Origin of the sequence: Bradyrhizobium sp. CCBAU 53421, assembly GCF_015291625.1 — a bacterium.
Classification (GTDB): Bacteria; Pseudomonadota; Alphaproteobacteria; order Rhizobiales; family Xanthobacteraceae; genus Bradyrhizobium.
Genome location: NZ_CP030047.1, coordinates 3,616,842 through 3,629,963, shown reverse-complemented (window position 1 = coordinate 3,629,963; position 13,122 = coordinate 3,616,842). Strand labels below are relative to the sequence as shown.

The window sequence follows — 13,122 nt, the reverse complement described above, 5'->3', positions numbered from 1 at the left end:
CTCACGTGAGCTGCAGCAGCGCGTCGTACATCTGCTTGATCGACGACATCACGCGCGCATTGGCGGAATAGGCGTTCTGCAGCGACAGCAGATGCGCCATCTCCTCGTCCATGTTGACGCCGGAGGTCGAGTCCATCTTGGTTTGCAGCGTATTCAGCACGACGTCCTGACCGTCGGCCAGTTGCTTGGCGGCGGTCGCCGATTCGCCCTGCTGACTGATGAACTGCTTGGCGAAGTTGAGCAGCGTGCCGGTGAACGGCGCGCCAGTGGTGCCGAGGCCGGTCTTCGGCGAATAGCTGTACGAGGCGTTCGACAGCTGGTTCAGAATGAGGTTGGCGCGCGTGGTGTCGCCGGCCGGCGTCTGCGGGTTGGTCGAGTAGATGACCATGCGCGAGGGATCGCCGACGAGAGCGGTGTTGACGCTGATGCGTGCGGCAAGGCCGGTCGACTGCGAGCCGTTCGCGGTGATCGCGCCGGTGTAGAGCCCGCCATTGTCGGTGAACAGCGGAAGCTGCGGATCGCCCGATGTCAGCGACGATACCGTTGTCGTGACCGAGGCTGCGGTGACGTCGGCCTTGTTGGCGGCGCCGTCGTCGAGCACGCGCAGCGTCGAGCCGGACGGATTGGAGAATTGCAGGCCGGTGCCGCCGAGCGCGCCGTTGAGTTGCGACAGCACCGAGCTCATGCCGCCGGAGAAATCCACGCCCAGCACCTCGTCGTTCGGATCGACGGTTGCAGTGTTGCTGAGCGGCAGCACGCTCGGATCGTCGACGCGGATGATCGACAGATTGTGCGTGAGGCCGGTGGTGTTGTCCTTGTAGGAGACGTGGATGGTATTGCCGCTCTGCAGCCCGGAGAGATCGAGATCGAAGCCGGACTGCGCCCCGGACGTCGCCGCGGTGCCCGCGGTGGTCTTGTCCGACAGCGCGCTCGACATCGCGGCGGCGAACTGGTCAATCTGCGTCTGAGCCTGCGCCAGCGTGTTGTCGCGCAGCTCGAGATAGGCGGCGATCTTGCCGGAGCGGATCGAGTTGGTCGACACCATGTCGTAGGTGCCGCCATGCGGGAACGTGATGGTGATGGTGCCGACCGTGCTCTTGGTCGGATCGGAATTGTACTGCGTGTTGGGCGTCATCGTGCCCTGGGCGTTGAAGCTGAGCGTCGCAGCTTCAGTGCCGACCAGCTGCACGCCGGAATTGGTGAACACCGTCACCTGGTTCTGGCTGTTGGTGACGGTGCGGATGTCCATCAGCTGCGAAAGCTGCGTGACGTAGCGATCGCGCTGATCGAGCAATGCCGCGGTCGACGCATCGGTCGTGCCGCTATTGGCCGCCAGCTGCACATTGAGGCGCGCGATCTGCTGCAACGCATTGTTGGCGGTGTTGATGGAATCGCTGATGCCGGCCTCGGCGTTGGCGCGCAGCGTCTGGATTCCCTGCGAGGTCGCGTTGAGCTGCTGCGCCATGGATTGCGCGGCATTGACGACGCCGATGCGGGCCGACTGCGAGTCGGGGCTGGTCGAGAGCCCCTGCAGCGCGGTCAGGAACTTGTTGTAGGCGTCCTCGATGGTTCCGGTCGAGTCGGGATTGCCGTAGACGCCCTGCAGATTGGCCAGGAAGTTCGAGCGGACGTCGGCGTAGGCGGCGCCCGACGTCTCGGTGCGCAACTGGGTCTGCAGGAATTCGTCGAGCTGGCGGTTGACGCCGGTGATGAGGACGCTCGATCCGAACTGGCCGGTGGTGCCGGTGGACTGGTTGAGCGTCTTCCTGACGTAGCCGGGCGTCTCCGCGTTGGCGACGTTCGACGACACGAGCGAGAGCGAGGCCTGCGTGGCGCGCAGGCCCGACATCGCGGTGGAAAGGGCTTGGCTCAAACCCATGTTGCGTACTCGCCTTTACTGCTTCACGCGTGGATCGTCGATGCGATCAGCGCACCACGTTCAGGAGATCCTGCACCATCGAATTGGTTGTCGTGATCACCTTGGTGTTGGCCGAATAGGCCTGCTGGGTCACGATCAGCTTGGTGAACTCGTCGGCGATATCGGTGTTCGAACTCTCGAGCGACGAACCGACGATGGTGCCGGCCTTGCCGAACAACGCCGCGCCGGACTCGTCCGTCGCCTCGAACGCGCCGCCGTCGATGCGCTTGAGGAAGTTGGTGCCGTTGAAGGTCGCCACCGAGATTTCCGCGAGGTCAATGTTGCGGCCGTTGGTGTAGTTGCCGACGATGCGGCCGTTGGTCGAGACGCTGACCGACTGCAGCTGGCCGGCCGGGAAGCCGTCCTGCTGGATCTGGTTGACCTGGACGTTGCCGTTGGCGTCCGCGAACTGGGTCACGCCGCCCGAGCCGAAATTGATCACGGGGCTGCCGAGCGACACGCCGTTGACGACGGCATTGTTGAGCGTCACCGACGAGATCGCCGGCGACATCTGGCCGTTCGATGCGAAGGTGAAGTTGACGTTGGCGTTCTGCCAGGAGACCTGCGTGCCGGTGGCGTTCGGATTGACCTGATAGAACAGGTTCCAGCTATCGGTATGCCCCGAACCCAGCGACGAGCTGTCGGTCTTGGCCCAGCGGAATTGCAGGTTCACCGGCGCGCCCGACACGTCATAGGCCGTGACCGCGCCGCCCGAGACGGATTCGTTCAGGAAGGTCGAGTTGTCGTTGCCGACGACCTGGCCGGTGCCGACCGTGCCGCCGCCGCCGCGGGTCGCAACCGCCGAGCCGGTGAAGCCGAGCGCCGCGAGGGCTGTCGAGTTCGAGCTCGTCACGCTGAGATCGGACGACGTGCCGGAATGCAGCGTGATCTTGCCGCCGCTGATCGTCGATGGCGTCGCGGTACCGGTGATCGCGTCGATCTTGGCGAGCAGCGTTCCGATGCTGTCGGTGACGTTGAGCTGGTTGCCGGTCGCGCCCGAAGCCACGAAGGTGATGACGGTACCGTTCACAGTGATCGTATCGGCCGGCACGACCGGGGGGCCGGCCGAGCCGGCGCTGAAATTGGCATTGATCGAATCGGTGCCGGCTGTGCCCGAAAGCAGGGTCGCGGCGGTATTGGCGACCGACGGCGTCGCCTTGTTGTTCTGCGCGGTGCCGGTGACCGACGAATCGGTGTACGGCGCGGCCGGCGTGCCCAGCACCAGCGGGTTATGTCCGGCGCTGAACGCGCCAGGCCGGATCAGCTCCGAGCCGGGGACCGAGGTGTCGTGCGCCGTGGTCAAGGGATAGGACGCAAGGTTGGCGCGATAATCGATCTTGGTGGTCTGCTGCGCCGGCAGGAAGTCGTTCTTGAAGCGCAGCGTTTGCGGCGACGAGCCCGACGGGTTGCCGGTGGTCGGGTCGATCGGCACGCCCTCGAGATAATAGCCGGCGCCGTTGACGAGATAGCCGTCCTTGTTGAGCTGGAAATCGCCGCGGCGGGTATAGCGGTCGACGCCGTCGAACACCGGCGCGCCGTCGGTGAAGCTGCCGGGCTTTTGCACCGCGAAGAAGCCGTTGCCGTTGATCGCCATGAAGGTCGCGACCGACGCCGACTGCACGTCGCCCTGCACCGAGTTGGTCGAGCGCGACTGCGCCGTGACGCCGCCGGCGAGTTGCGCGGTCAGCGCGGTCTGCGGGACGAGGTCGAGGAAGGAGGTATCGATGCGCTTGAAAGCCGTGGTCTGCGAGTTGGCGATGTTGCCGGAGATGTTCTCGAGCGCGTACGACCCTGCGCGCAAGCCACCGACCGCCGTCGTAAGAGCGCCGAAGATACCCATGACATGTTCTCCAATTCGATTCCCGGCGGCTGGCAATCACAGGAATGGCCGCATCGGCGGAGCATGTCGCAAAGGTCGTGCCACGAAACGAAACGTAACAAAATCATGCGCTTGAAAAAAAGGCCCCGGCCGTTTAACCGGGGCACAATTGCCGGGCCGGCAACAATTGCCGGGAATAAGACGTCAGGTCGCCGACGGCGCGGCCGGATGAAACACCAGCGCAAAACCGTCCATGCAGTAGCGCAGCCCGGTCGGCTTCGGGCCGTCGTCGAAGACATGGCCGAGATGGCCCCCGCAGCGGCGGCAATGCACCTCGGTGCGCACCATGCCGAAGGTACGGTCCGACGTGGTGCCGACTGCATTGTCCAGCGGCTTCCAGAAGCTCGGCCAGCCGGTGCCGCTCTCATACTTGGTCTCGGACGAGAACAGCGGCAGGTCGCAGCCGGCGCAGGCGAAGGTACCCTTGCGGTGCTCCTTGAGCAGCGGGCTCGATCCCGGCCGCTCGGTGCCCTCCTTGCGCAGGATCTCGTATTGCTGCGGCGTCAGTTGCGCGCGCCATTCGGCGTCGGTCTTCTCGACCTCGAATTTCTCGGCGGCCTTGTTATCAGAGGCCTTGGCCGGCGAGGCGCGCAGCCAGCGGAAGGCGGCAAGGCCGAACAGGCCGGCGACGGAAGCAAGCAGGATGCGGCGATCGATCATCAATCATCTCCGATGCGGGCGGCCAAAGCCGGCGAACAGGACCGGCGAACAGGGTTGCCAACAGATACGAACCCAGCCGCCGGACGTTACATCCGCCCGTCGGAGATCTGCTCACTTTCTTGCGAGCGATGGGCATATGGCTGGTCACCGTCCTCCGCCTGTCGCGGCGCGGGCGGCGGGACCGGCCGCACAATGGCCCCGGGCGGACGGCGGGGCGCCGGCCCCCGGGTTCCCGCCTTGAGATTGGCCTCGGCCAGCCGCGCCTCGCGGAGGCGCTCCCTCGCACGTGCCCCCTCGCGGTAGCGCGCCAGCACGCCCGCCGCGGACGCGGCGCCCCTCGCCCACAGGCCGACGAAATGACCGGCGACGCGGCCGGTGGTGCCGCCGGCCCAGACCAGCTCGAACGGCGAAAACAGCCGCCAGCGGTCGTCGCCCCACAGGATGCTGCGCGCGATCAGCTGCCCGGCGAGCGCCGAGGTGTTGAGCCCCTGCCGGCCGAAGCCGCTCGCCACCCACAGGCCCCTGCGCAACTGCCCGATCTGCGGCATGCCGTGCACGGTGACGCCGACCGCGCCACCGAACGTGTCGGCGACCGGAACCTTGCCGAGCTGGGGAAACACCGTGGCGATGCGGCGCTGCACCGCCGCACCGAGCCGCTGCGGCCGCGCGTCCCAGGTGGTTTCGGGACTGGCCCACAGCAGGCGATCGCCGTCGACGACGCGGAAATGGTCGATGCCGTCGCTGTCGACGACCGAGCCTGGAAAGGCGATCGCCTCCGCCAGCCGTTCTCCGAGCGGTTCGGTCAACGCCGCGTAGCGCCACACCGGCAGCAGCGTATCGGACAGGCGCTTCAGCGGCGCGCCGAGATGGATGTTGCCGGCAAGCACGATATGGTTGGCGCGCAGCCGCGCCGTCGGCGTCACGATGCGCTTGCGGATGCCGGAAAAATCGATGCTGACGACCGGCGTCTCCTCGAAGATCCGCACGCCCGCCCGCGTCGCCAGCGCGGCGAGACCGTGCACATATTTGCGGCCGTCGATCTGGAATGCCTTCGGATAATAGATGCCGTGGAAATACCGGCCGGTCCTCAGCACGCTGCGCACGCGATCGACCTGCCAGCCTTCGACTTCGGTGGCGAATTCCTCGCCCAGCGTCTGCAGGCGGCTGATCAGCGCCTCGCCGACATCGACATTGGAAACCTCGAGCGCGCCGTCGCTGGGGCTGATGCCCGGGATCAGATCCTCGGTGGCGGTGGCGCGGACATAGTCCGCACCCTCTTTCGACAGCGCCCACAATTCGCGGGCATCATCGAGGCCGACGCGCTCGATCACATCCGAGATCGGCAGGCCGAAACCTGGCATCACGGTGCCGAGATGGTGGCCGGAGGCGTTCCAGCCGACCTGGCGGCCCTCGAGCACGGCGACGCTGGCACCAAGCCGCGCCGCCTCGCGTGCCACGGTCAGGCCGGCCAGCCCCGCCCCGACCACGCAAATGTCGACATCGAGGTCGAATGCCAGACGGTCGCGGAACGGCGGGGCCGCCTCGTCGGGGCCGTCCGCCGCACTTGTGGAAGTCTCGCTCATGTCGTTTCTTACGAACCGCTGCGGCGCTTGTCACCTTGTCCAGGGCATGAGCCTGTAGAATTAATTCGACCAGACCGAATCGAAATGGAAGTCCATGCGCCGTTTGCTGCTGCTGCGTCACGCCAAGACCGAAACCGACGCGCCTTCGGGGCACGACCAGGACCGCCGTCTCGACGAGCGCGGTCACCGCGATGCGGCGGAGATCGGCGGCTGGATCGCCCGCCACCAGCCCCTGCCCAAACTGGCCCTGGTATCGCCGGCGGTCCGCACCACGCAGACCTGGGAGATCGTGCGTGAGGCGTTGAAGGGTGCCGGACCTGCGCCGAAAGTCGAATTCGTGCCGGAACTCTACGGCGCCGATCCGGCGCAGTTGCTCATCGCGATCCGGATGGCGTCCGTCACCGACCCGAAGCGGCTGATGCTGATCGGCCATAATCCCGGCATGCACGAGCTCGCGCTGACGCTGACCGGCAGCGGCGACGAGGCCGCCAAGCGGGCGCTCAACGACAATCTGCCGACCTCGGGGCTCGCCGTGTTCGACTTCGCGACCGACGACTGGAACGAGGTCTCCTTCCGGCGCGGCAAGCTCGTCCTGTTCGTCAGCCCTAAACTGTTGAAGCAGGCCTCGCGCGGCTGACGCAAGCGGACAGCGCCGCTCTGCCATGCTATGTTGATGCCGGCGCGACAGGGGGACCGGTTCGCGGCGACACCACAGGCTACGTCAAGAACAAGAAGCGCGCGTCCCGGCACAGGGACCAAACGGCTCCATACCCATCGCGGACAGGAGGCGCAGATGTACAAGTCCATACTCGTGCCGATCGACCTCGCCGACACCGATCTGGCGAAGCCGGCGATCGCAACCGCGGCAACGCTGTCGCAAACATGGAACGGGACGGTGCGTCTGCTCAACGTGCTGCCGATGACGCCGGTGATGCTCGCCGAATATGTCCCGGCGGATTTCGACAGCCAGCAGCGTGAAACATCGGAGGAAGCGCTCGCGATCGTCGCGCGCGAATCCGGCATCGCGCCCTCCCGCATCTCCGGCGTGGTCCGTCAGGGCGGCATCTATCACGAGATCCTCGAAGAGGCCGCCAACATGAAGGCCGACCTGATCGTGATGACCTCGCACCGCCCGGCGATGCGCACCTACTTCCTCGGCTCCAATGCCGGGCACGTGGTGCGCTACGCCAAATGCTCGGTGCTGGTGGTGCGGCACTAAGGCGGGATGAGATACGGGGCCGCCGCAGGCGGCGCTGCCAAAATATCGAAAACAACCCCATGCACAGTAGCCGGCGGCTGCCGGCGTTCGTCAGGCGACTTGACACGTCGGGCAACTCAGGGGTATTCTTCTAATATTCCGAAATTGCACTGCGTCCCCTCGCCCGCACGTGTACGTCGCAAAACGATGCTGCACCTATGAAATACCTGCGAGATGTCCCACTGCGCTACCGCGTCGCCTCTTCACTCATCTTTGGCGGGATGTCGCTATTCCTGTTCGGCGTGGACTGCGCTCTGGTGCGACAAGCAAATCGTGCGGCGGCAAACCAAGCTTGGGGTTGGGTCGTGGTTGCGGCACTTGTCGCCGCAATCGCTGCCACGGGCGCTTTTTTTGCCTTGGTAGCATGGGGGGCCTTGAGTGACCCGAAGTCACGGCTCGGCGCCTGGGTTCAGGAAAGGCCTTTGGCTGACGGCGTACATTACGCGGCCTCCGAGGCCCTTCTATGGGGCGGCCTCTTTCTAATCTACTTGGCGAGTGGCTACGATATCTTCATGGGAGTGGCCGTATTTCTTTGTTGGGTGCCGTTGCTTCTCTGGTTTTTGCGGCGAGGGCTCGAGCGTGACGTCGAAGCCCTCGATGACTCTAACGACAGTCTGCGTACGAACCGATTGATCGGCAGGGGCCGCGAACGCAGGTCATACGACTATCGAGACCAGGGCGGACGGGAGTAGCGTGAGCCCCGATCGGGAAAATGGCGGCAGGTTCTTGAGTGGCCGACGTCGCCTTCTGGCCCAAAGCTGAACATCGCAAGAGCCGCCGCCACTTCCGCTCTCCGGGCAAGACGCGACGTTACGGATCGTCGAGCCGACCGCCGCTTCTGACCTGAAGCCGACCTTGCGCCGATGCTGCCGGAGGGCTCGAAAATAAATCCGTAGAGCATGTCGTTTTGGCGGTCCGCCGTTCGACTGGGGTCGGCGGAGCCACTTCGGTTGTGGCTGGAGCTCACAATGTGACTGATTAGCTATCAGATCAATGATCTTGCGGAGGTTGGCATGACGATCTCGCTTCGATTTATCGAGACAAATGGCATTCGAATGCACCTGGCCGAAGCAGGGAGAGGCCCCACCGTGCTTCTCTGCCATGGCTTTCCGGAGTGCTGGTATTCGTGGCGGCACCAATTGGAAGCGCTCGCTGCCGCCGGATATCGCGCCATCGCGCCCGACATGCGTGGTTACGGGCAGACGGACAAACCGGATGCGATCGATCAATACACTCTATTGCATTTGACCGGAGACATGGTCGGATTGCTCGACGCGATCGGCACGGATCAAGCAGTCGTTGTCGGACATGATTGGGGAGCGCCGGTCGCTTGGCGCTGCGCTCTGTTTAGACCGGATCGATTTAGGGCTGTCGTTGGCTTGAGCGTGCCGTTTCCGGTGCGTGGCGCCGACCGACCAAGCACTGTCATGCCGAGGACCGAAAAGCAGCGCTTCTATCAACTGTATTTCCAGACGCCGGGCGTTGCCGAGGCAGAACTCGAAAAAGACGTCCACAACGCAATCAAGACGACCTTGTTCGCCCTATCTGGCGATGCGCCGGTTGAAGATCCTGCGTCGCTCACGATGCTTCCTAGTGAGGGGGGGTGGCTTGATGGGAAGCCTACAACCCAATCATTGCCGCCGTGGCTCACGGACAGTGACATCGAATTTTACGTTGAGGAGTTCAAGCGCACCGGCTTTGGAGGAGGTTTGAATTGGTATCGCAACATTGATCGCAATTGGGAGTTGCTCGCACCATGGTCCGGCGCAAAGGTTCAGGTCCCGGCACTCTATGTCGTTGGCGATCGAGACGGGGTTTACAGATCGCCGAGTTGGAGCCATCTCGTCCCTAGCCTGAAACAGTTCGTGCCCTTGCTTCGCGAGACAATAGTCTTGAAAGGTTGCGGTCATTGGACTCAGCAAGAGCGCGCCAAAGACGTGAGCAATGTGCTCCTGGAATTCCTGAAACAGTTGTAGATCGCGAACGGGGACTTGCGTAGACGCGGCAAGCAACGCAATGTCGCCTTTTGGCCCAAAGCTGAACATCGCAAGAGCCGCCGCCACTTCCGCTCTCCGGGCAAGACGCGACGTTACGGATCGTTGAGCCGACCGCCGCTTCTGACCCATAGCGGACGAGGCCATCTAGGCATTGTTCGGATCAGTTTGCAGCTGTTCAGCGTACAGTTGGAAGCGAGCCGTTCCATCTGTCGCTTTTATAGCCCACGGGATCTCGGTGGTGATGTCGGTGATTTCGCGTCCTGCATCATCGTGGTGTCTCGCCACGACCTCGCATGCAATAAGACCCGGCTGAGGAAATCGGCTGTCGGACTGTAGTTCTGTATCTGTAAGAACCGAGGCCTTCTCGACTACTACCCATTCTCTGCCAAATCTATCGGCAAACTGGCATTCCACAAATCCCGGAAAAGCGTCACTGACCCATTTCGTAATCTCGGCACGAATATACGTCGTCACGACTTCTCTCCCATCACGGCCGCCAATTTATCGCCCCGCATTGATATCAGGCCAAGCCTGCGATGTCTGCTCGTGGCCCAAAGCGGACACCGCGGCGGCACGGAACGATGGCGGCTCTTGACCCAGAACGGAAGTCGCCTGCTTCGTTCAAAATTGAGCATTGGAAGCGTTAACGGTTGACGAACACAGTTCATACAACCAGTAATATTTGGCGATTGGTTGATCCGTGAAGTTTTGGGCTTGAGAGATATCGAATGCGGAACGGCTGCCTGATGGCGCTCGGCGTACCTGTAGGTCTGGTGATCCTATTGTGGCTCAATTTTTATACTGTTCACGTCCGCTACCGGCTCACCGTCGAGGTACAGGATGGCGACCAGATCAAGACCGGATCGAGCGTCATTGATGTCTCTTACAATATAGAACCGAGTTGGTCTCCCAGCCAGTACAACTCATTTCCGCTGCCTGTCGGATATGCACCAACCGTCGATCTCGGCGAAAAGGGGTTGTTGTTTCTAACGTTCTCGGATGCGACAAGGACAGCCGCGCAGCATGCCGAGCGCAACAAGCAGGTTTTCTGCCTGTTTGACGATATCGGATGCCTGCCCTTTGCAGCCTATCGCTTAACCGGCGGAGCGGCCGACTATGCGCGGAAGAAGACGGCGCTTGAAGACCTGCTTCGTCAACGCGGGCCGCGTGACGTGCCATTCGTCACGCTGCCGCAGCTCATACGGTTCGTCGATATCGACGGTCAGCACAAGTATGTCGATCTTCCGCCCGATGACTTAGCCGCGAATTTTGGGCCGGGCGTCAAGCTCAAACGTGTCATCCTGCAATTAACCGGCGATCCAGTGACGCCGCGGCCAGAAATTTGGCCGCAATGGCTGAAGGAAAAGGGCCAGATGTCGGCTGTGCTTAAGGGGTATCAAAATGACTGACGTAAGGATGTCCCCCTTTGGCCCGTAGCCGAACGTCCACTCGTTCGTCAGCACGTCAGTTCGTTTGGGCAGAGCGGACGCTGCCCGGTTTGGCCGCAATAGGCGACTGACCCCGAAGCTGACATTCAGAGAACCGCGCGCAAACCAGGTGTTCGCCGGGCCACAAAGCCGACGATGAGAAAGCTTGCCAGGATGCCGCCCAGACTGGCGAGCGCGAACTTGAGGGCAATTGAAGCAGGTAGAAGGTGCAGCAGACGCGTAATCGCGACCAGGATCGGCGCGTGCAGGACGTAGACGCCAAACGCATTGCGCGTGAGGAATCGAGCGATCGGTCCTTGGCCGTCAAAGCGGTCTCGGTAGAGGACGATCGCCCCTAGCGAGAGAGCAAGACAGGTGAATGAGCGCCAGGCGTCGATGCCGGCGGCCTGCCAGTGCCAGCCCCCGCCATAGGGGGACACGTCGCCGCGCATGGCGCCGCCAGCAACGACGAGGATGATCCACAGCGCACCACCGATCCAAATGCCATTCCACAACCAACGCCTTCCGACGCGGGATGGTATCTGGCGTAACCAGTCACCTTTCCATGCGGCAATTCCGGCAACGTACATGAAGGGGTATTGCGGAAAGTCGTGCACATCGATGTTGAGAACAGTCGTCGCGTTCGGAAAAGCAGCGCCGACGACGAAGGTCACGATGGCAATCAGGGTCGCGTAACCTAACACGGCCCCCGCCGAAGGCGGATCACGCCGAGCGAACTGCATCGGGCGTACCTGGCACACCACCGCGTAGGCAGCGGAGAACAGGAGAAGCACCAGACAGAACCACAGGGGTCCCGAGCCGTCGAGGAGTTCCCCTGAACGAAGGTGCAGCCACCAATCCTGGACGAACGTTCGCGGCGGGTTCGACCGCCACGACCCTGCGACGAAATATTCGGTCAGCGGACCGATCAAGGTCACATAGAGCAGCAATGGCAGGCCAAGTCTTTGCAGACGCTCGCGGACGAAGCTACGGACGCCATTGCGTGCAACGGCACCGGCTGAAAAGAAGCCTGCCAGGCCGAAAAGCAAACCCATTGCCACCGCGTGCTGGAAGGATTGATAGGCAGCGAAGCCAACCTTCGCTCCGATACCCAGCTCCGGATGCTCACGGTAGTACCACTCGCCAAACGGCGAGTAAGTCACGGCCGCATGCATGACGACGACCATGCTGATCGCTGACCAACGCAGGTTGTCGATATATAGCAGGCGATGGCTCGGTCTCTCTCCAGGCATGACCTGTCCTCCGGTTTGCGCCGGGATCAGGCCTCATGCCGAGGTCGGGGTCTTGCCGGAAGTCGCGTCGGACCTGGCCGATACCGGCAAAACATGGCCGATTGCGAAATCGGCCAGCGCGCGGCGGCGGAATTCAGTGGGCGTTTGGCCGGTTTGACCCTTGAAGGCGCGATTGAACGGACCGATCGATCCCCAACCGGCATCGAGGGCGATGGTAAGGACCGGGACGCGCGATTGCGCAGGGTCAGACAACGCCTCCCGCGCCTCTTTCAACCGGTGCTCGTTGACGAAATCAGTGAAGTTCCGATAGCCGAGGCGCTGGTTGATGGTTCGCCGGAGACGATACTCAGGCACCCCCAACCGCTCGGCCAGTCGATCCACCGAAAGGTCCGGGTCGCGGTAGGCACGGTCTTGCTCCATCGCCCGCCGCAGCCGCTCCGCCAGTTGGCGCTCCTCGGCGCTCATCTCCGTTGCCGCGACGGAGATCGTAAGGCCCCCTCGCGCAGCTGGCGCCGGTTCAAGCGTTGGCTCAGGCATGACAGCACGCAGACGTGTCATCGCGGCGACGATGGCCAAGCCCAGCACGGCCGAAAGCCCGGGGAGCCAGCTGACACCGGCTGCGTCGAGCAGCGTTGTCGCCAGAATGACCAGACCCACGGCGCAGGCGAAAATAATCCTGAAGCGCCGTCGCCCCTCGACCAGGTCTGCCTTACGTCCTGCAAGTACCCGAGCGGTTTCGATGACGACCACGATCAGCGTCACAGCATGCGTCGCATTCCAGGCCAAGCTCGAGCCGGACAAGGTTGCCACCGCTGCGAGCGGCAAAACGGCAACGAAGACCACCCACCGCCATCGCGTCGCCTCGGATGCATCCCCGAACACTGTCTCGGCCCACACGACGAAAACGCCCGCGATCGAGTTGCTGAGAATCCGCAGTGGAATGATCCACCAGGCGAGCCCTTCGTGTATTCCGGGAGCCGTTTCGATGAGGAACGCGATGACGCACAGGTCGAACAGCAGTGTGGCGCGACCGATCGACGATCGAAGCGTGCCGGGAAGGCCAATGATCGCAAGTAAGCCGATCAGCGCCAGCGCGGCGCCTCGGAGCCCCGTTTCGAACAGCATTAGCGAACCTTCAAAACCTATC

12 protein-coding genes are annotated in these 13,122 nt (G+C 63.1%); 5 read left to right on the top strand and 7 right to left on the bottom strand.

Going from position 1 to position 13,122, the window contains the following annotated elements:
- Position 1 precedes the first annotated feature (1 nt).
- The 4 genes from flgK to XH92_RS17090 all read right to left on the bottom strand — a co-directional run bounded on the left by flgK (position 2) and on the right by XH92_RS17090 (position 6,040).
- Positions 2–1,879: a flagellar hook-associated protein FlgK gene (flgK, locus tag XH92_RS17105; RefSeq protein WP_194460242.1), complete on the bottom strand. Its 1,878-nt coding sequence runs from the start codon at positions 1,877–1,879 to the stop codon at positions 2–4.
- Positions 1,880–1,925: 46 nt separating this feature from the next.
- Positions 1,926–3,758 carry a flagellar hook-basal body complex protein gene (locus tag XH92_RS17100; protein ID WP_194460241.1) on the bottom strand — a complete coding sequence of 611 codons (1,833 nt, stop codon included), beginning with the start codon at positions 3,756–3,758 and terminating at the stop codon, positions 1,926–1,928.
- 183 nt (positions 3,759–3,941) lie between these two features.
- A complete protein-coding gene (msrB, locus tag XH92_RS17095; RefSeq protein ID WP_194460240.1) occupies positions 3,942–4,457 on the bottom strand; it encodes a peptide-methionine (R)-S-oxide reductase MsrB in 516 nt (171 codons plus the stop codon).
- Between the two features lie 86 nt (positions 4,458–4,543).
- Positions 4,544–6,040 carry an FAD-binding oxidoreductase gene (locus XH92_RS17090; protein ID WP_194460239.1) on the bottom strand — a complete coding sequence of 499 codons (1,497 nt, stop codon included), beginning with the start codon at positions 6,038–6,040 and terminating at the stop codon, positions 4,544–4,546.
- 94 nt (positions 6,041–6,134) lie between these two features.
- Between XH92_RS17090 and XH92_RS17085 the strand changes: the two genes are divergently transcribed.
- From XH92_RS17085 to XH92_RS17070, 4 genes are all read left to right on the top strand, one after another.
- Positions 6,135–6,677 (top strand): histidine phosphatase family protein, encoded by a 543-nt coding sequence (locus XH92_RS17085; RefSeq protein WP_194460238.1) that lies wholly within the window; start codon positions 6,135–6,137, stop codon positions 6,675–6,677.
- Between the two features lie 156 nt (positions 6,678–6,833).
- A complete protein-coding gene (locus tag XH92_RS17080) occupies positions 6,834–7,259 on the top strand; it encodes a universal stress protein (protein ID WP_050403509.1) in 426 nt (141 codons plus the stop codon).
- A 197-nt stretch (positions 7,260–7,456) separates the two neighbouring features.
- Complete coding sequence (locus XH92_RS17075; protein WP_194460237.1) at positions 7,457–7,990, top strand: hypothetical protein; 534 nt, start codon at positions 7,457–7,459, stop codon at positions 7,988–7,990.
- Between the two features lie 321 nt (positions 7,991–8,311).
- A complete protein-coding gene (locus XH92_RS17070) occupies positions 8,312–9,274 on the top strand; it encodes an alpha/beta fold hydrolase (protein WP_194460236.1) in 963 nt (320 codons plus the stop codon).
- A gap of 165 nt (positions 9,275–9,439) precedes the next feature.
- On the opposite strand, the gene XH92_RS17065 is transcribed toward XH92_RS17070, so the two are convergent.
- Positions 9,440–9,769, bottom strand: a complete 330-nt coding sequence (locus XH92_RS17065; RefSeq protein ID WP_194460235.1) for a hypothetical protein — start codon at positions 9,767–9,769, stop codon at positions 9,440–9,442.
- A 254-nt stretch (positions 9,770–10,023) separates the two neighbouring features.
- Here XH92_RS17065 and XH92_RS17060 point away from each other — a divergent pair, with 254 nt between their 5' ends.
- Positions 10,024–10,704: a hypothetical protein gene (locus tag XH92_RS17060; protein WP_194460234.1), complete on the top strand. Its 681-nt coding sequence runs from the start codon at positions 10,024–10,026 to the stop codon at positions 10,702–10,704.
- 125 nt (positions 10,705–10,829) lie between these two features.
- On the opposite strand, the gene XH92_RS17055 is transcribed toward XH92_RS17060, so the two are convergent.
- Positions 10,830–11,975, bottom strand: a complete 1,146-nt coding sequence (locus tag XH92_RS17055) for an acyltransferase (protein ID WP_194460233.1) — start codon at positions 11,973–11,975, stop codon at positions 10,830–10,832.
- A gap of 33 nt (positions 11,976–12,008) precedes the next feature.
- Positions 12,009–13,100: an AraC family transcriptional regulator gene (locus tag XH92_RS17050; protein WP_194460232.1), complete on the bottom strand. Its 1,092-nt coding sequence runs from the start codon at positions 13,098–13,100 to the stop codon at positions 12,009–12,011.
- Positions 13,101–13,122 lie beyond the last annotated feature (22 nt).